Origin of the sequence: Streptomyces sp. NPDC002232 (assembly GCF_042890295.1) — a bacterium.
Lineage (GTDB): Bacteria > Actinomycetota > Actinomycetes > Streptomycetales > Streptomycetaceae > Streptomyces.
This window is the reverse complement of record NZ_JBIARV010000002.1, coordinates 755,398-779,775: the sequence shown is the minus strand read 5'-3', so window position 1 is coordinate 779,775 and position 24,378 is coordinate 755,398. Positions and strand designations below refer to the sequence as shown.

21 protein-coding genes are annotated in these 24,378 nt (G+C 73.3%); 11 read left to right on the top strand and 10 right to left on the bottom strand.

The genetic code is table 11. The annotated features are described in order from the left end of the window. From dusB to ACFYXU_RS10300, 3 genes are all read left to right on the top strand, one after another. Positions 1-1,137 carry a tRNA dihydrouridine synthase DusB gene (gene dusB, locus ACFYXU_RS10310; RefSeq protein WP_329855253.1) on the top strand — a complete coding sequence of 379 codons (1,137 nt, stop codon included), beginning with the start codon at positions 1-3 and terminating at the stop codon, positions 1,135-1,137. A 356-nt stretch (positions 1,138-1,493) separates the two neighbouring features. Continuing rightward, positions 1,494-4,205 (top strand): pyruvate, phosphate dikinase, encoded by a 2,712-nt coding sequence (gene ppdK / locus ACFYXU_RS10305; RefSeq protein ID WP_376508686.1) that lies wholly within the window; start codon positions 1,494-1,496, stop codon positions 4,203-4,205. Between the two features lie 634 nt (positions 4,206-4,839). Next, positions 4,840-5,862 (top strand): DUF5937 family protein, encoded by a 1,023-nt coding sequence (locus tag ACFYXU_RS10300; protein WP_389457285.1) that lies wholly within the window; start codon positions 4,840-4,842, stop codon positions 5,860-5,862. 62 nt (positions 5,863-5,924) lie between these two features. Here ACFYXU_RS10300 and ACFYXU_RS10295 read toward each other — a convergent pair whose 3' ends face one another. Further along, entirely contained in the window at positions 5,925-7,082 is a 1,158-nt protein-coding gene (locus tag ACFYXU_RS10295) for a PhoX family protein (RefSeq protein WP_389457283.1), read from the bottom strand. Between the two features lie 275 nt (positions 7,083-7,357). Between ACFYXU_RS10295 and ACFYXU_RS10290 the strand changes: the two genes are divergently transcribed. Further along, the gene (locus tag ACFYXU_RS10290) at positions 7,358-7,843 is read left to right on the top strand and encodes a group III truncated hemoglobin (RefSeq protein WP_389457281.1); all 486 of its coding nucleotides are present in this window, start codon (positions 7,358-7,360) and stop codon (positions 7,841-7,843) included. 89 nt (positions 7,844-7,932) lie between these two features. After that, entirely contained in the window at positions 7,933-8,346 is a 414-nt protein-coding gene (locus ACFYXU_RS10285; protein ID WP_361404613.1) for a VOC family protein, read from the top strand. 66 nt (positions 8,347-8,412) lie between these two features. Here ACFYXU_RS10285 and ACFYXU_RS10280 read toward each other — a convergent pair whose 3' ends face one another. The 5 genes from ACFYXU_RS10280 to nirB form a co-directional block, all read right to left on the bottom strand. After that, positions 8,413-9,177 (bottom strand): SDR family oxidoreductase, encoded by a 765-nt coding sequence (locus ACFYXU_RS10280; RefSeq protein ID WP_329855259.1) that lies wholly within the window; start codon positions 9,175-9,177, stop codon positions 8,413-8,415. 21 nt (positions 9,178-9,198) lie between these two features. Further along, on the bottom strand, positions 9,199-10,560 hold the full coding sequence (locus ACFYXU_RS10275; protein WP_389457279.1) for an MFS transporter: 1,362 nt from the start codon (positions 10,558-10,560) through the stop codon (positions 9,199-9,201). A 96-nt stretch (positions 10,561-10,656) separates the two neighbouring features. Beyond that, complete coding sequence (locus tag ACFYXU_RS10270) at positions 10,657-11,241, bottom strand: TetR/AcrR family transcriptional regulator (protein ID WP_376508676.1); 585 nt, start codon at positions 11,239-11,241, stop codon at positions 10,657-10,659. A 37-nt stretch (positions 11,242-11,278) separates the two neighbouring features. Beyond that, positions 11,279-11,626, bottom strand: a complete 348-nt coding sequence (gene nirD / locus ACFYXU_RS10265; protein WP_376508674.1) for a nitrite reductase small subunit NirD — start codon at positions 11,624-11,626, stop codon at positions 11,279-11,281. Continuing rightward, complete coding sequence (gene nirB, locus ACFYXU_RS10260) at positions 11,623-14,142, bottom strand: nitrite reductase large subunit NirB (RefSeq protein WP_389457277.1); 2,520 nt, start codon at positions 14,140-14,142, stop codon at positions 11,623-11,625. Before nirB ends, nirD begins: the two co-directional genes overlap by 4 nt. A gap of 286 nt (positions 14,143-14,428) precedes the next feature. Between nirB and ACFYXU_RS10255 the strand changes: the two genes are divergently transcribed. The 3 genes from ACFYXU_RS10255 to ACFYXU_RS10245 are packed head-to-tail and all read left to right on the top strand — an operon-like array spanning position 14,429 to position 16,839. Further along, a complete protein-coding gene (locus tag ACFYXU_RS10255; RefSeq protein ID WP_389457275.1) occupies positions 14,429-15,835 on the top strand; it encodes a ferric reductase-like transmembrane domain-containing protein in 1,407 nt (468 codons plus the stop codon). Continuing rightward, positions 15,828-16,016: a hypothetical protein gene (locus ACFYXU_RS10250; RefSeq protein ID WP_329855264.1), complete on the top strand. Its 189-nt coding sequence runs from the start codon at positions 15,828-15,830 to the stop codon at positions 16,014-16,016. Before ACFYXU_RS10255 ends, ACFYXU_RS10250 begins: the two co-directional genes overlap by 8 nt. 37 nt (positions 16,017-16,053) lie before the next feature. Beyond that, positions 16,054-16,839, top strand: coding sequence for a TSUP family transporter (locus ACFYXU_RS10245; protein WP_361404631.1), 786 nt, complete (start codon positions 16,054-16,056; stop codon positions 16,837-16,839). Positions 16,840-16,843: 4 nt separating this feature from the next. On the opposite strand, the gene ACFYXU_RS10240 is transcribed toward ACFYXU_RS10245, so the two are convergent. From ACFYXU_RS10240 to ACFYXU_RS10230, 3 genes are all read right to left on the bottom strand, one after another. Beyond that, positions 16,844-17,461, bottom strand: coding sequence for a class F sortase (locus tag ACFYXU_RS10240; protein WP_329855266.1), 618 nt, complete (start codon positions 17,459-17,461; stop codon positions 16,844-16,846). Between the two features lie 97 nt (positions 17,462-17,558). Next, complete coding sequence (locus ACFYXU_RS10235; protein ID WP_384564403.1) at positions 17,559-18,110, bottom strand: hypothetical protein; 552 nt, start codon at positions 18,108-18,110, stop codon at positions 17,559-17,561. Positions 18,111-18,520: 410 nt separating this feature from the next. Next, entirely contained in the window at positions 18,521-19,288 is a 768-nt protein-coding gene (locus ACFYXU_RS10230; protein WP_389457273.1) for an aminotransferase class IV, read from the bottom strand. 67 nt (positions 19,289-19,355) lie between these two features. Here ACFYXU_RS10230 and ACFYXU_RS10225 point away from each other — a divergent pair, with 67 nt between their 5' ends. From ACFYXU_RS10225 to cutA, 3 genes are read left to right on the top strand one after another with little or no spacing between them, the layout of a single operon-like run. Then, a complete protein-coding gene (locus ACFYXU_RS10225) occupies positions 19,356-21,089 on the top strand; it encodes an ABC transporter ATP-binding protein (protein WP_389457270.1) in 1,734 nt (577 codons plus the stop codon). Further along, complete coding sequence (locus ACFYXU_RS10220; protein ID WP_389457268.1) at positions 21,086-22,954, top strand: ABC transporter ATP-binding protein; 1,869 nt, start codon at positions 21,086-21,088, stop codon at positions 22,952-22,954. The genes ACFYXU_RS10225 and ACFYXU_RS10220 overlap by 4 nt, the downstream gene beginning before the upstream one ends. Next, positions 22,951-23,703: a divalent cation tolerance protein CutA gene (gene cutA / locus ACFYXU_RS10215; protein ID WP_376508660.1), complete on the top strand. Its 753-nt coding sequence runs from the start codon at positions 22,951-22,953 to the stop codon at positions 23,701-23,703. The genes ACFYXU_RS10220 and cutA overlap by 4 nt, the downstream gene beginning before the upstream one ends. On the opposite strand, the gene ACFYXU_RS10210 is transcribed toward cutA, so the two are convergent. After that, positions 23,700-24,377: an ElyC/SanA/YdcF family protein gene (locus ACFYXU_RS10210; protein ID WP_329855272.1), complete on the bottom strand. Its 678-nt coding sequence runs from the start codon at positions 24,375-24,377 to the stop codon at positions 23,700-23,702. The two genes, cutA and ACFYXU_RS10210, sit on opposite strands and share 4 nt — an antisense overlap. Position 24,378 lies beyond the last annotated feature (1 nt).

Sequence of the window (24,378 nt, the reverse complement as noted above, 5' to 3'; positions counted from 1 at the left end):
ATGACCGCGTTCACCCCTCTCGCCATCGGGCCGCACATCGTGCAGCCGCCGGTGGTGCTCGCCCCGATGGCCGGCATCACCAACGCCCCCTTCCGTACCCTCTGCCGTGAGTTCAGCGGCGGCAAGGGACTGTTCGTGAGCGAGATGATCACGACGCGGGCCCTGGTCGAGCGCAACGAGAAGACGATGCAGCTCATCCGCTTCGACGAGACGGAGAAGCCGCGCTCGATCCAGCTCTACGGCGTCGACCCCGTGACGGTCGGCAAGGCCGTGCGGATGATCGTCGACGAGGACCTCGCCGACCACATCGACCTGAACTTCGGCTGCCCGGTCCCCAAGGTCACGCGGAAGGGCGGCGGCTCCGCCCTGCCCTACAAGCGCCCGCTGCTGCGGGCGATCCTGAACGAGGCCGTGGGCAACGCCGGTGACCTCCCGGTCACGATGAAGATGCGCAAGGGCATCGACGACGACCACATCACCTTCCTCGACGCCGGCCGGATCGCCGTCGAGGAGGGCGTCACCGCCATCGCCCTGCACGGCAGGACCGCCGCCCAGCACTACGGCGGCACGGCCGACTGGGACGCGATCGCGCGGCTCAAGGAGCACGTGCCGGAGATCCCGGTGCTCGGCAACGGCGACATCTGGTCCGCCGACGACGCGCTGCGGATGATGCGGGAGACCGGCTGCGACGGCGTCGTCGTGGGCCGCGGCTGCCTGGGCCGCCCCTGGCTCTTCGGGGACCTCGTGGCGGGCTTCGAGGGCACCGGGGAGTACGCACAGCCGGGTCTGCGCGTGGTCGCGGACGCGATGGTGCGGCACGCGCGGCTGCTCGGCGAGTGGCTCGGCGACGAGGCACGCGGTGTCATCGACTTCCGCAAGCACGTGGCCTGGTACCTGAAGGGCTTCGCGGTCGGCTCCGAGATGCGCAAGAAGCTCGCCGTCACCTCCTCCCTGGACGAGCTGCGCGCTCAGTTGAGCGAGCTCGACCTGGACCAGGCGTGGCCGGTGGGTGCGGACGGCCCCCGGGGTCGTACGTCCGGAAACAACCGAGTTGTCCTGCCGGATGGCTGGTTGAAGGACCCTTACGACTGCTCCGGGATCAGCGAGGACGCCGAGCTGGACACGTCCGGCGGCTGAGATCCGACCCCTCCGGGGGAGTGATCCTCGCCACCCTTGAGGAGGGTGGTGCTCAGATGAGCAGGTTACGGATAGCTGCACAGCCTGAAGGGGTGGCACTGAGTGCCACCCCTTTTGTGTTCAAGAGTTGAACGCAAGTGCTCGATTGGGCGCTCATGTGAGCGGGTTGGGGCTGGATTGGGTCATGTGGCCTTCGGGCCGTGAAACCGGAATCTTCGGCTCGGTAACTTTCGAAGTGCTGGCGGACGGGTGGTTAAGACCGTGTGACCGGTAGGCGTACCTCCCCAGAAGCCTTCGATCTGGGTATGTTCCTCGCCGTCAGGGCAGCCAACCGAGTCATCGAGGAGTCGGGACCCGTGTCGGAAAACAATGATCAGAAGTTCGTCTACGACTTCACCGAGGGCAACAGGGACCTGAAGGACCTGCTCGGTGGCAAGGGCGCCAACCTCGCCGAGATGACCAACCTCGGCCTCCCGGTGCCTCCGGGCTTCACGATCACCACCGAGGCGTGCAAGGTCTACCTCGAGAGCGGCTCGGAGCCGGTCGAGCTCCGCGACGAGGTCAGCGCGCACCTCGACGCCCTTGAGCGCCGGATGGGCAAGAAGCTCGGCCAGGCCGACGACCCGCTTCTCGTCTCGGTCCGCTCGGGCGCCAAGTTCTCCATGCCGGGCATGATGGACACCGTCCTCAACATCGGCCTCTCCGACGAGTCGGTGACCGGCCTCGCCCGCCAGGCCGACAACGAGCGCTTCGCGTGGGACTCGTACCGCCGGCTCATCCAGATGTTCGGCAAGACCGTCCTCGACGTCGACGGCGAGCTCTTCGAGGAGGCCCTCGACGAGGCCAAGGCCGCGAAGAAGGTCGCCAGCGACACCGACCTGGACGCCGCCGACCTCAAGAAGGTCGTCAAGCACTTCAAGAAGATCGTGAAGACCGCGACCGGCCGCGACTTCCCGCAGGACCCGCGCGAGCAGATGGACCTCGCCATCGAGGCCGTCTTCAACTCCTGGAACACCGACCGCGCCAAGCTGTACCGCCGCCAGGAGCGCATCCCGGGCGACCTCGGCACCGCCGTCAACGTCTGCTCGATGGTCTTCGGCAACCTCGGCCCGGACTCCGGCACCGGCGTCGCCTTCACCCGCGACCCCGCCTCCGGCCACGCCGGCGTCTACGGCGACTACCTCCAGAACGCGCAGGGCGAGGACGTCGTCGCCGGCATCCGCAACACCGTGCCGCTGGCCGACCTCGAGTCCATCGACAAGACGTCGTACGACCAGCTCATGCACATCATGAACACGCTGGAGACCCACTACAAGGATCTCTGCGACATCGAGTTCACCATCGAGCGCGGCCAGCTCTGGATGCTCCAGACCCGCGTCGGCAAGCGCACCGCCGGGGCCGCCTTCCGCATCGCCACCCAGCTCGTGGACCAGGGCCTGATCGACGAGGCCGAGGCCCTCCAGCGCGTCACCGGCGCCCAGCTCGCCCAGCTGATGTTCCCCAAGTTCGACGAGGACGCCAAGGTCGAGCAGATCGGGCGCGGCATCGCCGCCTCCCCGGGCGCGGCCGTCGGCAAGGCCGTCTTCGACTCGTACACGGCCGTCAAGTGGTCCCGCTCCGGCGAGAAGGTCATCCTGATCCGCCGCGAGACCAACCCGGACGACCTGGACGGCATGATCGCCGCCGAGGGCATCCTCACCTCCCGCGGCGGCAAGACCTCGCACGCCGCCGTCGTCGCCCGCGGCATGGGCAAGACCTGTGTCTGCGGCGCCGAGGAGCTGGAGGTCGACACCAAGCGCCGCCGCATGACCACGGCCGACGGCCAGGTCGTCGAGGAGGGCGACGTCGTCTCCATCGACGGCTCCACCGGCAAGGTCTACCTCGGTGAGGTACCCGTCGTACCCTCCCCGGTCGTCGAGTACTTCGAGGGCCGCATGCACGCCGGCGCCGACGACGCGGACGAGCTCGTCGGCGCCGTGCACCGGATCATGGCCTACGCCGACCGCGTCCGCCGCCTCCGCGTCCGCGCCAACGCCGACAACGCCGAGGACGCCTCGCGCGCCCGCCGCTTCGGCGCCCAGGGCATCGGCCTGTGCCGCACCGAGCACATGTTCCTCGGCGAGCGCCGCCAGTACGTCGAGCGCCTCATCCTGGCCGACACGGACGCCGAGCGCGAGGAGTCGCTGAAGGCGCTGCTCCCGCTCCAGAAGCAGGACTTCATCGAGCTCTTCGAGGCCATGGACGGGCTGCCCGTCACGGTCCGCCTGCTCGACCCGCCGCTGCACGAGTTCCTGCCCGACATCACCGAGCTGTCGGTCCGCGTCGCCCTCGCCGAGTCCCGCAAGGAGCCGCACGAGAACGACCTGCGCCTGCTCCAGGCCGTGCACCGGCTGCACGAGCAGAACCCGATGCTGGGTCTGCGCGGTGTCCGCCTCGGCCTGGTCATCCCCGGCCTGTTCACCATGCAGGTCCGGGCGATCGCGGAGGCCGCGGCCCACCGCATCGACGCCAAGGGCGACCCGCGCGCCGAGATCATGATCCCGCTCGTCGGCACCGTCCAGGAGCTGGAGATCGTCCGCGAGGAGGCCGAGCAGGTCATCGCCGAGGTCCAGGCGCAGACCGGCGTCGAGCTGAAGCTCGCGCTCGGCACCATGATCGAGCTGCCGCGCGCCGCCGTGACCGCCGGTCAGATCGCCGAGGCCGCGGAGTTCTTCTCCTTCGGCACCAACGACCTCACGCAGACGGTCTGGGGCTTCTCCCGCGACGACGTGGAGGCCTCGTTCTTCACCGCGTACCTGGAGAAGGGCATCTTCGGCGTCAGCCCCTTCGAGACCATCGACAAGGACGGCGTCGGCGCGCTCGTGCGCAGCGCCGTCCAGGCCGGCCGTGCCACCCGCCCCGACATCAAGCTCGGTGTCTGCGGCGAGCACGGCGGCGACCCGGAGTCGGTGCACTTCTTCCACGAGGTCGGTCTCGACTACGTCTCCTGCTCGCCCTTCCGGATCCCGGTGGCGCGCCTGGAGGCGGGCCGCGCGGCGGCCGAGTCCAAGGGCAGCGACAGCCGCTGAGACCTGCTGAACGGGCGTTCAGGAGCGGCGGTCGGGCCCTCCTGAACCCCCGTTCAGCAGCGGCGGGGTCGGGTCCTGAACCCCCGTTCAGCAGCGACGGCCGGGTCCTCCTGAACCCCCGTTCAGCAGCGGATTCACAGCCACCGGGGCCGCCGTCGGCTACCTCTCACCCTCACCGGCGGGCGGCGGCCCCGGATTCACAAAAAGAGACGGGACGGACACCTTTGTGCGGAGGTGTCCGTCCCGTCGTTTGTTCGTTTGTCGGCCGTGTTGATGTGAGTCAATGTTCAATTGCGGCCGATTGAATTATTGGGCATTGAACCTCTTCGATTCATCGCCGCAAAGAACGGGGCGGGCGCGACCCCCGGATCCCCACCCGGAGGCCGCGCCCTTTACCGATGCCGGGCAGGTGAGCCGCAACCTCGCCGACCGCCGCCGGACGGGCAAAGCCCCCCACGGTCTTCACCACGTCACCTCGGTCCTGAAGGTTTCCTGCCCGACCCGTACAGCTTTTCGGTTCCGCCCCGATCGCCGCGATGCCTTTCAACTGTGGCTGAAACACCCTGGTAACGTGCAGTGATGGTGTGCATACTCGATGTCGGGGGTGGTTGCGAGTGCACAGGTGGGGACCTTCATGCTGCGGATTCATTTCACCGGAAACGACTTGGCGGGGGTGCGGACGGCCGCCCGGCCGGACGTTCTGTGGGAAACGATTCTGAGCTTTCACCGTTTAAGGGACCGGCGCGGACCCGTCGTCTACGGCGAATGGCGTGCCGACGCCCGGATGCGGCTGGGCGGTGAGACCCGGCTGCTCGCCGCGCTCGTTCCCAGCCGCGGCTACTTCCCCGACTTCCTGACGCCCGCGGAGGGCGTCCACGGACTCGACGAGGGCCTCCAGGCCATCCGCGCCACCGAGCGGGAGCGGCTGCGCGACGAGCTCTCGCTGCTCGCCGCCGACCGGTCCGGCGGCCGGACCGTGCCCCATTCGCTGCGCGCCCTCGCGGACGGCGGCGCGGAGCCCTTCGACCGGCTCACGGGCGCCCTGCGGAGCTACCACCGGGCCGCCGTCGAGCCCTACTGGCCGCACATCCGGGCCCGCGTCGAGGCCGACCGGGCCCGCCGCGGCCGGGCCCTCCTGGACGGCGGGGCCGAGGAGCTGCTCGCCTCGCTGCCGCCGATGCTGCGCTGGCGCGCGCCCGTCCTGGAGGCCGACTACCCGGTCGACCGGGACGTCCACCTCGACGGCCGGGGACTGCTGCTCCAGCCCTCGTTCTTCTGCCGGGGGACCCCGGTGGTGCTGCGGGACCCCGGGCTGCCGCCGGTCCTGGTCTATCCCGTCACGCACGGCGAGACGCCGACCGTCCGCGCGCCGGGCGGCTCCTCGCTGGCCAAGCTCGTCGGCCAGACCCGCTCGGCCGTCCTGCACGCCATCGGCGACGGCGGGACGACCAGCGAGCTGGCCCGCCGGGCCGGGGTGTCCCTGGCCTCGGCCAGCCAGCACGCGGGCGTGCTGCGCGAGGCCGGGCTCATCGCGACGCTCCGCCACGGCAACGCGGTCCTGCACACCCTGACACCGCTGGGCGCCGCCCTGCTCGGCGGCGCCCAGCGGCAGATGGACCTGCGGTGCCGCGCGCGGAACGGACCGGCCGCCTCATGACCGGGCGAGGATCGGACCGGCCGCCTCATGACCGGGCGAGGATCGGACCGGCCGTCTCGTGACTAGGCGCGGAACGGGCCCTTCACCTCGTACGTGATGCCGCCCGAGGAGCTGCCGCTGGTGCCGCGCTGGCTGGAGAAGTACAGCCGCGTGCCGTCCGGGGAGAACGCCGGTCCGGTGATCTCGGACCCGGACTGGCCGGTGATCCGCAGGAACGGCGCGACGACGTCGTCCGGTGTGATGAGGCAGATCTCCATGTTCCCGCCGTCCTCGGCGACGAACAGGTCGCCGGAGGAGCTGCCGGTGATGTTGTCGACCCCGGTCAGCGGGGCGCCGCCGCCCGTCACCAGCGAGTCGTCGTAGGCCAGCTCGTACGTGCCGGCGGCCAGGTTCACCTGCCAGACGCGGTTGTCGCCCTTGGTGGTGAACCACACGGTGTCGTCCGCGTAGTGGCAGCCCTCGCCGCCGTTGAAGCGCTTGGCGCCGGAGACCTGGCTACGGGTGGTGGTCGGCGAGCCGTCCGGGTCCGGCACGTTCTGCCAGGTGAAGGTGCCCGAGGTGGCGGTGCCGGCCTTGAGGACCTGGAGGGTGCCGGAGGAGAGGTCGCCCCAGGTCGTGGGGACGAACCGGTAGAAGCAGCCGTCCGTCTCGTCCTCGGTCAGGTAGACCGCCCGGCGGACCGGGTCGGCGGCCGCCGCCTCGTGCTTGAACCGGCCCATCGCGTCCCGGCGGGTGGCGGTGCCGCCCCACGGGTTCGTCTCGTAGACGTAGCCGAGCGACACCTCCTCGCAGGACAGCCAGGTGTTCCACGGGGTCTTGCCGCCCGCGCAGTTCTGGCGGGTGCCGGAGAGGATGCGGTAGGCGCCGGTGACCGTCCCGGCCGCGTCGAACCGCACGGCGCTCGCGCCGCCGCTCGGATTGATCTCCGAGTTCGAGACGTAGATCCAGCCGGTGCCGTCGGCGAAGCAGGCGCCGCCGTCCGGGGCGCTGTGCCAGGCGTACGAGGTGCCGGGGACGGTCTGGCCGGACCGGGCGATCACCCGGCTGGTGAACCCGGCGGGCAGCTGGACGCCGTTCGCGTCCGCCGCGCCGAGCGCCCCGTAGGGCCCGGCGCCGGGCTGGGCGGGGGCGGCGAAGGCCGCGCTCTGCCACAGGCTGCCGCCGAAGGCGGCGGCCGAGGTGCCGAGGACCGCTCCACGCAGGAAACTGCGTCGCTCCACGTCTCACTCCTGAGAGGGTGGGAACCGCCCCGCCGCACCGGTCGGGCGACGGGGTCGCGCGCTTCCGGAACCTAGGGGTACGGAGTTGACCGGGCCTCAACGGGCGGTGAAGACCGGACGGCGGACGCCGGGACCTTCGGGACGGCGGACGCCGGGGCCTCGGGGACGGGGCGGCGCCGGGGCCGCCGGGCGGGAAGGCGCCCCGGCTGACGGGCCGGGCGGCGCAAGGACCTTCGGCACTTGGGGGAGCGGGCGGCGGTGGGCACACTGGGGGCATGCGCGAGACCCCCGACATCCGCGAGACGCCCGGCCTGCGCGAGACCCCCGACATCCGCGGCCGTCGCGACCTCGACGTGCTGCTGCGGCGCTTCTACGGCGCCGCCTTCGCCGACCCGCTGATCGGCCCCTTCTTCACGCGGATCGCCGGGACCGACCTGGAGGTCCACCTGCCGCGCATCGCCGACTTCTGGGAGCGCGCCCTCTTCCGTACCGCCGACTACGGCCGCGACGCCTTCGCCCCGCACGCCGCGCTGCACGCCGCCCGGCCGCTCACCGCCGCCCACTTCGGCCGCTGGGTCCAGCTCTGGCACGCCGCCGTCGACGGACTCCACCGGGGGCCCCTGGCCGAGCGCGCCAAGGCGCAGGGGGAGCGGATCGCGCTCGCCATGATGGGCCGGCTCGCCGGGCCCGGGGCGGCCACCGGCGGGACGGGCGGCGGGTTCGTCCCGCTGGCGGCCCTGGAACTGCGCTCCGTGGCCTGAGCGAAAAGAATCCTCGGAGGACCGATGAGTTCCGAGGGGCAGGCCCGTCTTACCTCTCGACAGCACCGCACGACGGAGGAGAGAGCGCCATGGCCCCCCAGATGATCTTCGTGAACCTGCCCGTCAAGGACGTCGACGCCAGCAAGGCGTTCTTCGAGAAGCTGGGCTTCGCCTCGAATCCGCAGTTCAGCGACGAGACCACCGCCTGTGTGGTCTTCAGCGACACGATCTTCGCGATGCTCCTCGAAGAGCCCAAGTTCCGGTCGTTCATGGCCCCGGGCAAGGAGATCTCCGACGCGACCCGGTCCACCGAGGTCCTGGTCACGCTGAGCGCCGAGAGCCGGGAGGAGTGCGACCGGCTCGCCGACGCCGCCCTCGCGGCCGGCGGTGCGCCGGCGAAGGAGCCGCTGGAGATGGGCTTCATGTACGGCCGCTCCTTCGCCGACCTGGACGGCCACCACTGGGAGGTCTTCTGGATGGACCCGGCGGCCGTCCAGGGCTGAGCACGCCGAGCCGGGGTCGGGCCCCGGACCCGGCGGCCGTCCGGGGCCGAGCGCCCCGAGCCGCGGTCAGGCCGACACGCCGCCGTCGATCACCAGGTCGGTGCCGACGGCGGAGGCCGCGTCGTCCGAGGCGAGGTAGAGCACCGCCGCCGCCACCTCGGCCGCCGAGGAGATGCGGCCGAGGGGCGACTGCTCCTTCATCCGGACCGCCCGCTCGGCCTCGCTCTCGCCCGGCTGGAGCGACATGGTGGACTCCGACGCGCCGGGGCTGACCGCGTTGATCCGGACCCCGTCGGCGATGTGGTCCAGGGCCGCGGCCCGGGTGATCGCCGAGACCGCCGCCTTCGAGACCTGGTAGCCGAAGACGCCGGGGATCCGGACGTGCGGGCCCAGGTTGGACGCGATGTTCACGATGGCCCCGCCGCCGTTCGCCCGCATGTGGGCGACCTCGGCCTGGAGCGCGTGCAGCACACCGGTGACGTTGATGTCGAGCAGCGTCCGCCAGTCCTCCAGCGGCAGGTCGGCGGCGCTGTGGCCGCCGCCCCGGAAGACCCCGGCGTTGTTCACGGCCACGTCCAGGCCGCCGAACAGCTCGACCGTGCGCCGCACCAGTTCCCGGGTGGACTCGGCGCTGGCCACGTCGGCGGTGACCGCGGCGACGGTGCCCCCGGCGGCCTCGATCAGGGCGACCGTCCCGTCGAGGGACTCCGCCGTGCGGCCGGCGACGACGACCTTCGCGCCCTCGGCGGCGAAGGCGAGCGCGATGGCCCGGCCGAGACCGGAGCCGGCTCCGGTGACGAGGACGGTGCGGTCGGTGAAGCGTGCGGACATGAGTGACTCCCCTGTGTCTTCTCAGTGGGTGCGGAGGGTGGCGGCGGCGAGGGCGGTGAAGAGGACGGCCGCGGCCGCCAGCGACACCGTGTCGCCCCCGAGGGTGAGCAGGGCGGCGAAGAGCACGGTCGGCCCGAGCTCCATCGCCGTGTTCAGGACGCCTCCCGCGAGGCCGGCGCGGTGCGCCGGGACCCCGTCGGTGGCGAGGACGGCGGCGCCCGCGAAGGACAGGGCGCCGCCGGCGGGCAGCAGGACCAGGCCGGGCAGCAGCCCGTACGCGTACGGGGCGGAGGCGTCGGAGCCGGTCGCGGCGAGCAGGGCGAGCCCGGCGGCGGCCGTGCCGAGCCCGGCCGCGGTCACCCGCCCCGGGCCGTACCGTCCGATCAGCGGTCCCGCGAGCCGGCCGGAGCCGAGCAGGGCGGCCGCGAAGGGCACGAACGCGGCGGAGGTGAGCGGCGCGGACCAGCCGCGCTGCTGCTGGAGCGCGAGGGACAGCAGGACGAAGACCGTGGCCGTCCCGGCCGCCGTGAGCCCGATCGCCGCGAGGCCCAGGGCGCGGCGGCCGTCGCGCAGGAAGTCCGGCGGCAGGAGCGGGTCGGCGGTGCGCCGCTCGACGGCCGCGAAGGCGGCGAGCAGGACGAGTCCGGAGAGCAGCGGTACGAGGACCGGGGCGGAGCCCCAGGGGTGGGCGTCGGTGAGGACGAGGCCGTAACTGGCGAGGATGATCCCGCCGGTGGCGAGCAGCGCGCCGGGCAGGTCGAGGGCGCGGCCCCGGCCCGGTGGTGTCACGGGCAGCAGCCTCGGGGCCAGGAGCAGCGCCGCCGCCGTCACCACCAGCGGGACCGCGAAGGTGCCGCGCCAGGAGGTGGCTGCCGCGATGACCCCGGAGAGCAGGTTTCCGGCGGTCGCGCCGAGCACGGAGAGCCCGCCCCAGGTGGCCATCGCCCGGCCGTAGGCGGCGGGTTCGGGGTGGAGCGCGCGCAGCACCGCCATCGCGGCCGGGGCGACGAGCGCCGCGCCGACACCCTGCCCGAACCGGGCGGCGAGCAGCGTCCCGTAGTCGGGGGCGAGCGGCGCGACGGCGGAGGCGGCGCCGAGGACGAGGAGGCCGGCGGTGAGGATCCGGCGCCCGCCGGAGCGGTCGGCGAGCCGGCCGCCGAGCAGCAGCAGTCCGGCGAAGGTCAGCCCGTAGGCGGCGCTCAGCAGGATCAGCCCGGCGCGGTCGAGCCGGAACTCGGCTCCGATGCGGGGGAGCGGGACGGCGAGGGAGGCGAGCGTGAAGATGAGCGTCATCTGGACGCCCCCGAGCAGGAGGAAGCCGTGCCGGGCGGGCCGGGCGCGGTTCGTGGCCCCGCGCGGCTCCCCGAGTCCTGTCGTCGACATTCCAGCCCCCCCCTGGACGTTCCGAACGTTCTGAACTTGACCGTACGTTCCATAATGCGGGCCGAAGAAAGGGCGCCCCCCGTGGGCGCCCTTTCCTCAGTCCAGCAGGGCCAGCGCCTGCTCCGTCGCGTCCAGGACCCTGCCCGGGTCGCTCGACGCCTTCCCGACCACCCGGATGCCCTGGAGCAGGACCAGCAGCATCCGCGCGAGCGCCTTCGGGTCGCGGTCGTCCGGGAGTTCGCCCCCGGCGCGGGCCCGGGCGAGCGCGCCGTGCAGGAGCGTCTCGATCTGCTCCCAGCTCAGCTCCACCCGGCGCGCGACCACCGCGTCGTGCGGTCCCAGCTCCGCCGCCGAGTTGGTGACGAAGCAGCCGTTCAGCCGCTCTCCGTCGGCCGTCGCCTCGGCGGCGAAGCGGCGGACGAGCGCGCGCACCGCCGGCAGGGCCGGGCCCGGCGCGGACAGCTCCTCCACCAGGCCCGGCTCGCGGGTCTCCAGATAGCGGTCCAAGGCCCTCAGGTACAGCTCGTGCTTGTTCCCGAAGGTCGCGTAGATGCTGGCGCGGCCGATGCCGAGGTGCTCCACGAGGTCCGCCATCGTCGTCGCCTCGTAGCCGCGCGCCCAGAACAGTTCGAGCGCTGCCTGGAGCGCGGCCTGCGGATCGAATTCCTTGGTTCTGGCCACGGGAGGACCGTACGACTATCTGGAACGATCGGTCAAGTTACTTGGCGGTGGTCCGCACCGGATACACCGCCACCGCGACCCCCTCGTCGTCCAGGCACCGGCCCGTCTCCAGGTCGAAGCGCTGCTTCAGGAGCGGCGACGCCACGAACGCCCGCCCGCCCGTCGAGCCCACGAGCCCCCGGGACAGCACCTGCGCCCCCGTGAACGGATCACGGTTGTCGATCGCGTACGTCCGGCCCGACCGGTCCCGGAAGACCGCCGCCTGCCGGCCGTCCGGCAGCAGTGCCGCCACGCCCCGGCCCGGGGTGAGCCGGGCCTCCTCGCAGACCGCCAGCCAGGAATCCGGGGACAGGTCGGGGGACAGGGAGAGTTCGAGTGTCGTCATCGGGAGGTGGCCCCTTCCAGGTTGCCGATCGTGAGGATCGTGAGGTCCGGCTTGATCTGGTCGCGCTCCGGCACGAACCGGACCGACGGGTCCGGCGCCCCCGGGGCGTTCACGAAGGACACGAAGCGCCGCAGCCGCTCCGGGTCGTCCAGGGTCTGCGCCCACTCGTCCCGGTAGTCGGCCACGTGCGCGGCCATCAGCGCCTCCAGCTCGTCGCAGAGGCCCAGCGAGTCGTGCACCACCACGTCCCTGAGGTGGTCGAGCCCGCCCTCCAGGCGCTCCAGCCAGGCCGACGTCCGCTCGAGGCGGTCCGCCGTCCGGATGTAGAACATCAGGAACCGGTCGATCAGACGCACCAGTTCCGCGTCCGAGAGGTCCTGCGCGAGGAGGTCGGCGTGGCGCGGGGTCGCGCCGCCGTTCCCGCCGACGTACAGGTTCCAGCCGTTCGCCGTCGCGATGACCCCGAAGTCCTTCGACTGCGCCTCCGCGCACTCACGGGCACAGCCCGAGACCGCCGACTTCAGCTTGTGCGGGGCGCGCAGGCCCCGGTAGCGCAGTTCGAGGCCGATCGCCATCCGCACCGAGTCCTGCACGCCGTAGCGGCACCAGGTCTGCCCCACGCAGGACTTCACCGTGCGCAGCGCCTTGCCGTAGGCGTGCCCCGACTCGAAGCCCGCGTCGACGAGCCGCGTCCAGATCGAGGGCAGCTGGTCCACCCGGGCGCCGAAGAGGTCGATCCGCTGACCGCCGGTGATCTTCGTGTAGAGCCCGAAGTCCCGCGCCACCTCGCCGATCACGATCAGCTTGTCCGGGGTGATCTCGCCGCCGGGGATGCGCGGCACCACCGAATAGGAGCCGTTGCGCTGGAGGTTGGCGAGGAAGTGGTCGTTGGTGTCCTGGAGCGAGGCCTGCTCGCCGTCGAGGATGTACCCGTGGTTCAGGGAGGCCAGGATCGAGCCGACCGTCGGCTTGCAGACCTCGCAGCCCTCACCGCCCCGCGCCTCCGCCCGCCCGTGCGAGTCGAGCAGCGCGGCGAAGGAGGCCAGCCGCAGGGTCCGGGCGATCTCGTACAGCTCGCTCCGGGTGTACGGGAAGCAGCCGCACAGCCCCTCGTCGGCCGGCGTCGGCAGCAGCTTCTCGATCACCTTCACGCAACTGCCGCAGCCCGTACCGGCCTTGGTGCACCGCTTCACCTCCGGCAGGCTCGCGCACTGGCCGATCGCGCGCTTCGTGACGTTGTGGCAGGAGCAGATCACCGCGTCGTCCGGCAGCGCGGACGGGCCGAGCGCCGGCGGGGCGCCCGCGCCCGCGGGGAGCACCAGCTGCTCGGGCGGCACCGGCGGCACCGTGCCGGTGAGCGGGCGGAGCAGACCGTACTGCTCGGCGTCCCCGACCAGCACACCGCCGAGCAGCACCCCGTCCCCGGAGACCACCAGCTTCTTGTAGACGCCCGAGCGGGAGTCGGCGTACACGACGTCGAGGCAGCCCTCGGCCGTGCCGTGCGCGTCGCCGAACGAGGCCACGTCCACGCCCAGCAGCTTGAGCTTCGTCGACAGGTCGGCGCCCCGGAAGCCGTCCCCCGCGCCCTCCCCGGCGATCACCGCCGCCGCCGTCTGCGCCATCTCGTAGCCCGGCGCCACCAGGCCGTACACCCGGCCGTCCGCCGCCAGCGCGCACTCGCCGATCGCGAAGACCCGCGGGTCGGAGGTCCGGCAGAGCTCGTCCACGGCGATCCCGCCCCGCTCGCCCACCTCCAGGCCGCAGTCACGGGCCAGCTGGTCCCGGGGACGCACACCGGCCGAGAACACGACCAGGTCCGTGGCCAGTTCGGAGCCGTCCGACAGCCGCATGCCCGTCACGGCGCCGTCCGCCGTCACGACCTCCTGGGTGCCCGTCCCCGTGTGGACCGTCAGGCCCATCCCCTCGATCGTGCGGAGCAGGGCCGCGCCGCCGCCCTCGTCGACCTGCACCGGCATCAGCCGCGGCGCGAACTCCACCACGTGCGTGTCCAGCCCGAGGCCCCGGAGCGCGCCCGCCGCCTCCAGGCCGAGGAGCCCGCCGCCGACGACCGCGCCGGTCCGCGCCGTCCTCGCGTACTCCTCGATCGCCAGCAGGTCCTCGATCGTGCGGTAGACGAAGCAGCCCCGGGCGTCCCTGCCGGGGACGGGCGGCACGAAGGGGTACGAGCCGGTCGCGAGCACGAGCGTGTCGTACGCGAAGACCCGCCCCGAGCGGGCCGTGACCGTCCGCGCCGCCCGGTCGACCGCCTCGGCCGGGTCGCCGACGTACAGCTCGATGCCGTGCCGCGCGAGGAAACCGTCCTCGACCACCGACAGGTCGTCCGGCGTCCTGCCGGAGAAGTACGAGGTCAGCTGCACGCGGTCGTAGGCCGGGCGCGGCTCCTCGCAGAGGACCACGATCCTGGCCCGCCCGGTGACGCCACGGTCGGCGAGCGCCTCCAGGAACCGCTGGCCGACCATGCCGTGGCCGACCAGGACGAGGGTGGGGGTGGTCATGAGGAGCCTCCGTCGTGGGGGAGCGGGTGGATCAGGGGAGCCTCGCCGGGCAGGCGTCGGGCGGGCCGGGACCTCGCCGTCCCGGCCCCGGCCGCCACGATCCGTGAACTCATACGGGAAGGGTGCGGGGCGGGTGTTACCCGTCGGCATCCCGGCTGTTTCCCGTACGGAACGCTGATCTCCGTACGGCCCGGGAGGCGCTGTGAGGCCCGGGGGATTAACGCGCGGTCAGTCTCGGCTCAAGGCCGCCTTAAGGAGGCCGTTTCCGTATACGGGCCGCCCTAGGGTGCCGGACGTGACCACCGAGGCCAGCCACCCCCTCTACTCGCCCCTGCCCGTCGAACTGTCCGAGCGACCCCCGGCCGGGCTCCCGCCCGCGCCCGCCCTGCGGTTCGCCCCGGAGCGGCTGCGGAACGCGATCGCCGCCGGGGCCGGGGCCGTCGCCCTGCTGTGGGGCGTCCAGGCCCGGCCGTCCGCCCGCCTCGACGCGTTCTTCGCGACCGGCGCCCACCTCACCGGACTCCTCGCCGGATACGGCGTCCTCGTCCTGCTGCTGCTGATGGCCCGCGTCCCGGCCGTCGAGCACGGCGTCGGAGCCGACCGGCTCGCCCGCTGGCACGCCCTCGGCGGCCGGTACGTCCTGGGCCTGATCGGCGCCCACGCCCTCCTCGCCCTCTGCGGCTACGCGGTGCACACCCGTACCGACCTCGTCACCGCCACCGGCGACCTCCTCGCCTACGGGGCGATCGCCGCCGCCACCGCGGGCACCGGCCTCTTCGTCGCCGTCGGTGTCACCTCCGCCCGCGCCGTCCGTCGCCGGATCCCGCACGAGACCTGGCGGGCGGTCCACCTCGGCGCCCTCCTCGCCGCCGCGCTCGGCTTCGTCCACCAGCTCGCGGGACCCGACCTCGCGGGCGGCCTCCTCACCCGCTGGCTCTGGTCGATGGCCCACGGCACCGTCGCCGTCCTCCTCGTCTGGTACCGGCTCGTCGTCCCCGTCCGCGCCGCCCTCCGCCACGACCTGCGGGTCGCCGAGGTCCGCGACGAGGGCCCCGGGGTCGTCTCCGTCCTCGTCCGGGGCAGGGGAGTGGCCCACCTGCGGGCCGAGCCCGGCCAGTTCTTCCGCTGGCGCTTCCTGCGGCGCGGACTCTGGGCGACCGCCCTGCCGTTCTCGCTCTCCGCGCCCGTCCGCGACGACACCCTGCGGATCACCGTGAAGGCGCTCGGCGACCACACCCGCCGCATCCGCAGGCTCCGGCCCGGCACCCGGGTCCTCGCCACCGGCCCCTTCGGCGCGCTCACCGCCCACCGCCGCACCCGCCGCAAGGTGCTGCTGCTCGCCGGCGGGGTCGGCATCACCCCGCTGCGCGCCCTCTTCGAGACCCTGCCCGGCGGGCCCGGCGACGTGACCCTCCTCTACCGGGCCTCGAACGAGGCCGGGCTGGTCCTGCGCGCCGAGCTGGAGACCATCGCCCGCGAGCGGCGGGCCACCCTGCACTTCCTGCTCGGCCCCTCGGACGGCGCCTTCGACCCGCTCGCGCCCCGCGCGCTGCGCCACCTCGTGCCCGAGCTCGCCGCCCACGACGTCTACCTGTGCGGACCGCCCGCGATGTCCCGCGCCGCGACCGCCTCCCTGCTCCGGGCCGGGGTACCGGCCTCCCGCATCCACAGCGAGGACTTCGACCATGCCTAGACACAGCGCCCCCCGCACCACCGTGGAGTTCGCCAGGAAACGGCTCGCTGCCGCCCTCCTCGGCACCGGGGCGCTCGCCGCGACCCTGCTCACCGCCGTCGTCACCCCGGCGGCCCCGCCCGCCCCCGACCGGGAGCAGGGCGCCGCAAGCTCAGAACTGGCTCAACGATCAGCCGATTGATGGACGGGCCAACGATCTCCTCCCTAGGCTCACGGCCATGCCCGACATCTCGCTGACCACCCTTGTCCTGCTCTGCCTCGCCGCGCTCGTGGCGGGGTGGATCGACGCCGTGGTGGGCGGCGGCGGACTGCTCCAGCTGCCCGCGCTCCTGCTGGGACTGCCGCACGTGCCGGCCGCGCACATCCTCGGCACGAACAAGGCGGTCTCCGTCGTGGGCACCACCGGGGCCGCGATCACCTACGTGCGCAAGGCGCCCGTACGGGTGGGGACGGCGGTGCGCATCGGGCTCGCCGCCCTCGCCGGGTCCATGGCCGGGGCCTTCTTCGCGGCCGGGATCAGCAGCGACGTCCTGCGCCCGGTGATCATGGTGGTGCTGCTCGCGGTCGCGGCCTTCGTGATGCTGCGGCCCTCCTTCGGGGCGGTGGCCGAGGGGGCGGACCGGGCGCCGCTGACCCGGGCGCGGATCGTGACGGCGATCGTGGTCGTCGGCGGCGGCATCGGCTTCTACGACGGCCTCTTCGGGCCCGGCACCGGGACGTTCCTGGTCCTGGCCCTGACCGCGGTGCTCCACCTGGACCTGGTGACCGCCTCCGCCACCGCGAAGATCGTCAACGTCTGCACCAACGCGGGCGCGCTGGCCATGTTCGCCTACCAGGGCACCGTGTACTGGCAGCTCGCGGGCGTCATGGCCCTGTTCAACCTGGCGGGCGGGACCGTGGGAGCCCGGATGGCGCTGAGCCGCGGCGCCGAGTTCGTCCGGGGCGTGCTGCTCGTCGTGGTGCTGTCGCTGGTCGCGAAGCTGGCCTTCGACCAGTGGGCCTGAGCCGCTACCGGACCCCGATGAGGTGGCCGAAGGCGACCACGTTGCCCTGGTAGCCGTTCTTCTTCGAGAAGCCGCCGCCGCAGGTGATCACCCGGATCTCGGCCCGGGCGGCCTCCGCGTACACCTTGCGGTCCGGGAAGTCCTTGTTGGCGTACACCTCGATCGCGTCGACCGTGAAGACGGCGGTGCGCCCGTCCGCCCGGTCCACCTCGATCCGGTGGCCCTTCCGGAGCGCGCCCAGCGTGTAGAAGACGGCCGGCCCGTCGGCGTTGTCGACGTGGCCCGCGACGATCGCGGTGCCCTTCGCCCCGGGCGCGGTGCCGTCCGCGTACCAGCCCGCCATGTTCCGGTCGGCGGCCGGCGGCACGTCGAGCGAGCCGTTCGCCGCGAGACCCAGCCGCATCATCGGGGCGTCCACGTCGGTCTCGGGGATCCGCAGCCGGACCGGCGGCGAGGGCGGCAGCGGGTCGGCGGCGGCGTCGGTGTGCACGCTCGGCCCGGCGGCGAAGGCCTGCGCGGCCGACGGCACGGGCGGGGTGACGTTCTCCGAGCCGTTCTGGACGAGCCAGAGTCCGACGCAGGCGGCCGCGGCTATCCCCCAGCCCTTGCTCCTGTTGCTCACCCGGTCTCCCTCGGTCGCCCCGGTCGTTCCGTGGATGTGGCCCTGCCCCCGCCGTGCCGTGTTCGGGCGCGCGGCGGGGGCAGGACCGGCGGTGTACTCAGTGGCCCCGCGCGCCGCTCGCCCGGCGCCGCATGAGCCAGACACCGCCGACGGCAGACGCGGCCAGCACCGCCGCACCCGCCGTGACCTGGGCGGTGTCGGGGCCCACGCTGCCCCCGACACCGGTCTGGACGTGACCGCTCGGACCCCGGTGCTTGACGGTCAGGTCGCCCCGGGCCGTCTTGCCGTTGTCGCAGGCGACACTGATCCAGTGGGAACCGGCCTTGGCGTGCTCCGGCACCCGGAACTGTCCGACCACGACCTCCTTGTGCGTGCCCGGACGCAGCGGGAACTCGCCCGCGCCGAGCGAGTTCGCGTCCCCGACGCCGCGCCCGTGCTTGCCGCAGGCCGTCGTGTTCACGGTGACGGTCTCGCCGGGCGAGACGGACGAGGGGAAGATCTCCAGGGACTCGCGGCTCCCGCTCGACTCGTGGCTCTCGCCGCTCCACTCGTTGCCGTCGCCGCTCGCGAGGGCAGCGGGGGCGCCGAAGGCCCCGATCGCGACGACCGCCAGTGCGGTTCCGGTGAAGAGGCGGGCAGTGGTGCGCATGGGATCCTCCGGGGCGCGCGAGCGGTCATGCCGGCTGGTCCTCCCGGGAGGGACGTCCCGGAGCCGGACCTTCTAAGACCGAGATAAGAGCCGCGCCGCGCGCCCCGCCTGCTGATGGGGCATCAGGATTACTCCGTCCGATACGGTGTGTCGCCTGGATTCCGGACATTCCCGCAGGTCAGTACGGTGTACGGGCCGTCAGCTGACGCCCCGTGCCGAACGGGTGACCGGCGGGGCCGCCGGGTCCGGCCGCCCGCCCCCGTCGGGGTGGACGTACCGGTCCGGCCCCTCGGGCTCCGGGAGGCGGGTGCTCGGGTCCGGGCCGTCGGGCTTCCGGGTTGGGCCCCCGGGTCCGGTCCGTCGGGCTCCGGGAGTGGACGCTCGGGTCCGGCCCCTCGGGCTCCGGGTCCCTACGGCCGGATCTCGTCCCCCTCCACCGCCGCGTACGTCGCGTGCACCCGGTCCATCAGCTCCTCGTCCACCGCGAACCGCACCTCGTCGATCGCCGCCACCGGGGCGATCGTCCGGGAGTTGGTCACGAACGCGGCCCGGTAGCCGGGGAGGTCGGCCAGGGCGACCGGGCGGCGGACCGAGCCCAGGCGCGGTTCCAGGAGGCCCATGGTGATGCCGATCAGGCAGGGGGCCGACGGCCAGACCACCGAAGTGCCGTCCCAGAAGGCGATGTTGGTGATCGCGCCCTCGGAGATCACGCCGTCCGGGGAGGTCAGCAGGGCGTCGTCGAAGCCCGCCCGCCGGGCCGCCTCGCCGTGGTAGAGCTGGCCGAAGCCGCCCAGGTGCTTGATGTGCGGCGCGGGCCGCCCGTAGTCGACGGCCGTCAGGCGCTGCGGGGCGCCGGGCCCGTCGGGGGCCGGGTCGGCGACGGTCACCACCACGCGGTCGCCCGGGTACACGTACACCCGGACCGAGGCGTCCCGCCGCCCGGAGTTCGCGAGGGCCCCCGCGACGAGCCCGCGCACCCGCCCGCCGTCCATCCCGTGCCCGAAGAGCTCGCGGGTGGAGCGGTCGAGGCGGTCGAGGTGGAGGGCGAGGCCCTTCGTCCGCCCGTCGCGTACCTGCATCGCCGTGAAGTGCCCGAAGCCGGTCATCAGGGCGGCGAGGAGCTGCGGATCGGCCGCCGGGACACCGTCGATCTCGGCGTGCGGGGGAGGAGTCGTCATGTCCTCACCGTACGGCGCCCGGAAGGCACTTGACCTCAAGCAAGGTTGAGGTACCACGATCCCCTGCATGCTGTTCCGACTGCTCGTCCCCCGCCTCCGGCCGTACCGGTCCCTCCTCGTCCTCCTCGTCGCCCTCCAGCTCGTCCAGACCCTCGCCTCCCTCGCCCTGCCCACCCTCAACGCGGGCGTCATCGACGAGGGCGTGCTGCGCGGGGACACCGGCCGCGTCCTCGGCGGCGGCGCCGTGATGATCGGCGTCACCCTCCTCCAGGCCGCCGCGGCCGCCGCCGCCACCTACACCGGCGCCAGGGTCGGCATGGGCGTCGCCCGCGACCTGCGCTCCGAGGTCTTCCGCCGCGTCCAGGACTTCTCCGCCCGGGAGCGCGGCCGGTTCGGCGCCGCCTCCCTCATCACCCGGACCACCAACGACATCCAGCAGATCCAGACGTTCGCCGTCCTCGTCCTCACCCTGCTCGTCGCCGCCCCGCTGCTCTGCGCCGGCGGACTCGTCATGGCCCTGCGCCAGGACGTGCCGCTCGCCCTGGTCCTCTTCCTCTTCGTGCCCGTGCTGACCGCCGCCGTCGGCACCGTCGTCCTGCGCATGGGTCCCCTCTTCCGCGGCATGCAGGAGCGCGTCGACCGGGCCAACCGCGTGCTCCGCGAACAGATCACCGGCGTCCGGGTCGTCCGCGCCTTCGTCCGCGACCGGCACGAGCGGGAACGCTTCGCCGCCGCCAACGGCGAACTGCTCACCGTCGGCCTCCGGGCCGGCCGGCTCCAGGCCCTCATGTTCCCCACGGTCCTGATCGTCTGGCAGCTGACCACCGTCGCGCTCGTGTACGCCGGCGCCCACCGCATCGACTCCGGAGCCCTCCAGGCCGGCGGCCTCGTCGCCTTCCTCGGCTACCTCCTCCAGACCTCCATGTCCGTGATGATGGTCCTCTTCCTCCTCATGCAGCTGCCCCGCGCCGCGGCCGGCGCCGAGCGCGTCCGCGAGGTCCTCGACACCCACAGCTCCGTCGCTCCGCCCGCCGACCCGGTCCGCGTCCTGCCCGGCACCGGCCGCCTCGACCTCGACGCCGTCGGCTTCCGCTACCCCGGCGCCGAGGCCTCCGTCCTCGACGGCGTCGCGCTGACCGCCCGTCCCGGCGAGACCACCGCCGTCATCGGCGCCACCGGCAGCGGCAAGTCCACCCTCCTCGGGCTGGTGCCCCGGCTCTTCGACGCCACCGACGGCGAGGTCCTCGTCGACGGCGTCGACGTGCGGAGGGTGGCCCCGGAGCTGATGGCCAGGACCGTCGGACTCGTCCCCCAGAAGCCGTACCTCTTCGCCGGGACCGTGGCGACCAACCTCCGGTACGGACGCCCCGAGGCCACCGACGAGGAGCTCTGGCACGCCCTGGAGGTCGCCCAGGCCGCCGGCTTCGTGCGGGACCTCGACCAGGGGCTCGACGCCCCCGTCACCCAGGGCGGGACCAACTTCTCCGGCGGGCAGCGCCAGCGCCTCGCCATCGCCCGCGTGCTCGTCGCCCGCCCCCGCGTCTACCTCTTCGACGACTCGTTCTCCGCCCTCGACCCCCGCACCGACGCCCTGCTGCGCGCCGCCCTGCGCGAGGAGACCGCCGACGCGACCGTCGTCATCGTCGCCCAGCGCGTCTCCACCGTCCGGCACGCGGACCGGATCGTCGTCCTCGACCACGGCCGCACCGTCGGCACCGGCACCCACCCGTCCCTCATGCGGGACAACCCCACCTACCGGGAGATCGTCCTCTCCCAGCTCACCGAGGAGGAAGCCGCATGAGCACGGCGACCGCGACCCGCGCCCCCGCACAGCCCCCCGCCCGCACCGGACCGCCGCCCCCGCGCGGCCCCGGCCTGGCCACCCCCTCCCTCGAACGCTCCCTGTCCTTCCGCTCCTCCGGCCTCCGCCTGCTGCGCACCCTCGCCCCCGACCGGGCCCGGCTGCTCGGCGTCCTCGCCGCGGGCGCCGCCGCCGTCTCCCTCTCCGTCCTCGGCCCGCTGCTCCTCGGCCGCGCCACCGACCTCGTCCTCACCGGGGCCACCGGCCCCGCCGGCGTCGACTTCGCCGCCGTCGGCCGGATCCTCGCGCTCTCCGTCGCCGTCGTCACCGGCTCCTCCGCCCTCACCTGGGTCCAGCTGCGGATCGCCACCACCGTCGTCCAGCGCGCCGGCCACCGGCTCCGCGCCCGGGCCCAGCACAAGCTGGCCAGGCTGCCCCTCACCTACCTGGACGGGCAGCCGCGCGGCGAGGTCCTCTCCCGCACCACGAACGACATCGACAACATCACCCAGACGCTCCAGCAGGCCTTCAGCCAGATGACGCGTGCCCTGCTCACCCTGGCCGGGGTGCTCGTGATGATGTTCTGGATCTCCCCGCTCCTCGCCCTCGTGGCCCTCGCCACCGTGCCCGTCTCGGTCGCCGTCGCCGCCTTCGTCGGCAAGCGGGCCCAGCCCCAGTTCGTGAAGCAGTGGGCCGTCACCGGCCGCCTCGGCAGCCACGTCGAGGAGATGATCACCGGACACACCGAGGTCGTCGCCTTCGGCCGCCGCGCCGAGGCCGTCGCCCGCTTCGACGAGCTCGGCGAGGAGCTCTACCGGGCGAGCTTCCGCGCCCAGTTCGTCTCCGGCTTCATCCAGCCCGCCCTGACCCTCGTCGGGAACCTGAACTACGTCGCCATCGCCGTGGTCGGCGGCCTCCGGGTGGCGAGCGGCACCCTGTCCGTCGGCGACGTGCAGGCCTTCATCCAGTACTCGTACGACTTCAACGGCCCGGTCAACCAGGTCGCCGCCATGGCCAACCTCCTTCAGTCCGGAGTGGCCTCCGCCGAGCGGGTCTTCGACCTCCTCGACGCCGAGGAGGAGTCCCCGGAGCCCCTCTCGCCCCGCAGGCCCGCCGAACTCCGCGGCCGGGTCTCCTTCGAGAAGGTCGCCTTCCGCTACGAGGACGCCAGGCCGCTCATCGAGGACCTCTCGCTCACCGTGGAACCCGGCCGGACCGTCGCCATCGTCGGCCCCACCGGCGCCGGCAAGACCACCCTGGTCAACCTGCTCATGCGGTTCCACGAGGTCACGGGCGGCCGGATCACCCTCGACGGCGTCGACACGGCCGCGATGACCCGCGAGGAACTGCGCTCCGCCACCGGCATGGTCCTCCAGGACACCTGGCTCTTCGGCGGCACCATCGCCGACAACATCGCCTACGGCGTCCCCGGCGAGGTCTCCCGCGAGCGGATCGTCGCCGCCGCCCGGGCCGCCCACGCCGACCGGTTCGTCCGCACCCTGCCCGACGGGTACGACACCGTCCTCGACGAGGACGGCGGCGGCCTCAGCGCCGGGGAGAAGCAGCTCGTCACCCTCGCCCGGGCCTTCCTCTCCGACCCGGTGGTCCTCGTCCTCGACGAGGCCACCAGCTCCGTCGACACCCGCACCGAGCGCCTCGTCCAGCAGGCCATGACCTCCCTGCGCGCCGGACGCACCAGCTTCGTCGTCGCCCACCGGCTCTCCACGATCCGGGACGCCGACACGATCCTGGTGATGGAGAGCGGATCGATCGCCGAACAGGGCACCCACGAGGAACTCCTCGCCGCCGGGGGCGCCTACGCCCGGCTGCACGCGGCCCAGTTCGCCCGTACGGTGGAGACGTGATCGTCACCGTCCGCACCACCACCGACGCGCGCGCCAAGGCCGACGCCCTGGCGCGCGGCGCCGTCGAGGCACGGCTCGTCGCCTGCGCGCAGATCTCGGGGCCCGTCACCTCCGTCTACCACTGGCGGGACGCGATCGAGACCACCGAGGAGTGGGAGGTGGTGTTCAAGACCACCGAGGCCCGCTACCCGGCCCTGGAGGCCCACCTCCTCGCCGCCCACGACTACGAGACGCCCGAGATCCTCGCCACCCGTGTCACCCGCGTCAGCGAGGGGTACGCCCGCTGGGTCGAGCGGGAGACCGACGCGGCACGGACCGTGGAGCGCGCGGCCGGCGACGAGCTGCCGTTCTTCGTGTACGGGACGCTGCGCCCCGGCGCGTACAACCACGACCGCTTTCTCGCCGGCCGGATCGGCACCGAGGCGGACGCGGTCCTGCACGGGGCGGTCCTGCACGACGGGCCCGGCTATCCGTACGTCGTCCCGGCGGAGGGCGGCCGGGTCGTCGGCACCCTGCTCACGCCCTCGCCCGGCGACTACGGCGAGCTGTTCGGCCTGCTCGACCGCCTGGAGCTGCCCGTCGGGTACGAGCGGGTCGCCAAGGAGGTCGTCCGGACCCGGGACGGGGCGCGGGTCTCCGCCTGGGTGTTCCTGGCGGCGCCGGACGCGCCGCTCGGCCCGGTCATCGAGAGCGGGGACTGGTTCGAGCGGAGTCCGGCACCGGACGCGCCGGCCCCTCGCGGCGGCTAGCGCGCGGCCAGGGCCTCGGTGACGCCCTTCTCCTCGGGGCCCAGGAAGTGCGGGTCGGGGCGCAGGCCGGCGTCGAGGGCGGCCTTGCCGGCGGCGAAGAGCTCCCGGGTGGTGCCGTAGTACCAGGTGCGGTCGTGGGGTTCGGGGACGCCGACCCCGTAGGCGTCGATCCCGGCGCGGTCGCACAGCGCGACGGCCCGCTTGATGTGGAAGTCCTGGGTGACGAGGACGGCCCGGTCGACGCCGAAGACCTTCCGGGCGCGGACGCAGGAGTCCCAGGTGTCGAAGCCCGCGTAGTCACTGACGATCCGTCCGTCCGGCACCCCGCGCGCGGTGAGGTACGCGCGCATGGCGCTCGGTTCGTCGTACGAGGTGCGGCTGTTGTCGCCGGTGACGAGGAGGACCCGCACCTTGCCGGTGCGGTACAGCTCGGCGGCCGTGTCGAGACGGTGCGCGAGGTACGGGGTCGGGCGCCCCTTCCAGAGACCGGCGCCGAAGACGACGGCGACGTCCCGGGCCGGCACGTCGGCGGTGCCGCGGAGCTTCCCGGCGGCGGCCGTCTGCATCCAGGTCGCGGGGGCGAGCGCGAGGACGGCGCCCAGCATCACGGCCTGGACGGTGCGGCGGCGGGCCCGGGTGGTGCGGGGTACCAGCCGCGTGAGCCGTGCCGGCATG

Coding starts and splice junctions, on each gene's coding strand:
- ACFYXU_RS10210 (WP_329855272.1), bottom strand. CDS start 24,377: ATGCCGGCACGGCTCACGCGGCTGGTACCCCGCACCACCCGGGCCCGC.
- ACFYXU_RS10290 (WP_389457281.1), top strand. CDS start 7,358: ATGCGCGAGACCCCCGACATCCGCGAGACGCCCGGCCTGCGCGAGACC.
- ACFYXU_RS10230 (WP_389457273.1), bottom strand. CDS start 19,288: ATGACGACTCCTCCCCCGCACGCCGAGATCGACGGTGTCCCGGCGGCC.
- nirD (WP_376508674.1), bottom strand. CDS start 11,626: ATGACGACACTCGAACTCTCCCTGTCCCCCGACCTGTCCCCGGATTCC.
- ACFYXU_RS10220 (WP_389457268.1), top strand. CDS start 21,086: ATGAGCACGGCGACCGCGACCCGCGCCCCCGCACAGCCCCCCGCCCGC.
- ACFYXU_RS10285 (WP_361404613.1), top strand. CDS start 7,933: ATGGCCCCCCAGATGATCTTCGTGAACCTGCCCGTCAAGGACGTCGAC.
- ACFYXU_RS10280 (WP_329855259.1), bottom strand. CDS start 9,177: ATGTCCGCACGCTTCACCGACCGCACCGTCCTCGTCACCGGAGCCGGC.
- nirB (WP_389457277.1), bottom strand. CDS start 14,142: ATGACCACCCCCACCCTCGTCCTGGTCGGCCACGGCATGGTCGGCCAG.
- ACFYXU_RS10250 (WP_329855264.1), top strand. CDS start 15,828: ATGCCTAGACACAGCGCCCCCCGCACCACCGTGGAGTTCGCCAGGAAA.
- ACFYXU_RS10235 (WP_384564403.1), bottom strand. CDS start 18,110: ATGCGCACCACTGCCCGCCTCTTCACCGGAACCGCACTGGCGGTCGTC.
- ACFYXU_RS10225 (WP_389457270.1), top strand. CDS start 19,356: ATGCTGTTCCGACTGCTCGTCCCCCGCCTCCGGCCGTACCGGTCCCTC.
- ACFYXU_RS10275 (WP_389457279.1), bottom strand. CDS start 10,560: ATGTCGACGACAGGACTCGGGGAGCCGCGCGGGGCCACGAACCGCGCC.
- ACFYXU_RS10245 (WP_361404631.1), top strand. CDS start 16,054: ATGCCCGACATCTCGCTGACCACCCTTGTCCTGCTCTGCCTCGCCGCG.
- dusB (WP_329855253.1), top strand. CDS start 1: ATGACCGCGTTCACCCCTCTCGCCATCGGGCCGCACATCGTGCAGCCG.
- ACFYXU_RS10300 (WP_389457285.1), top strand. CDS start 4,840: ATGCTGCGGATTCATTTCACCGGAAACGACTTGGCGGGGGTGCGGACG.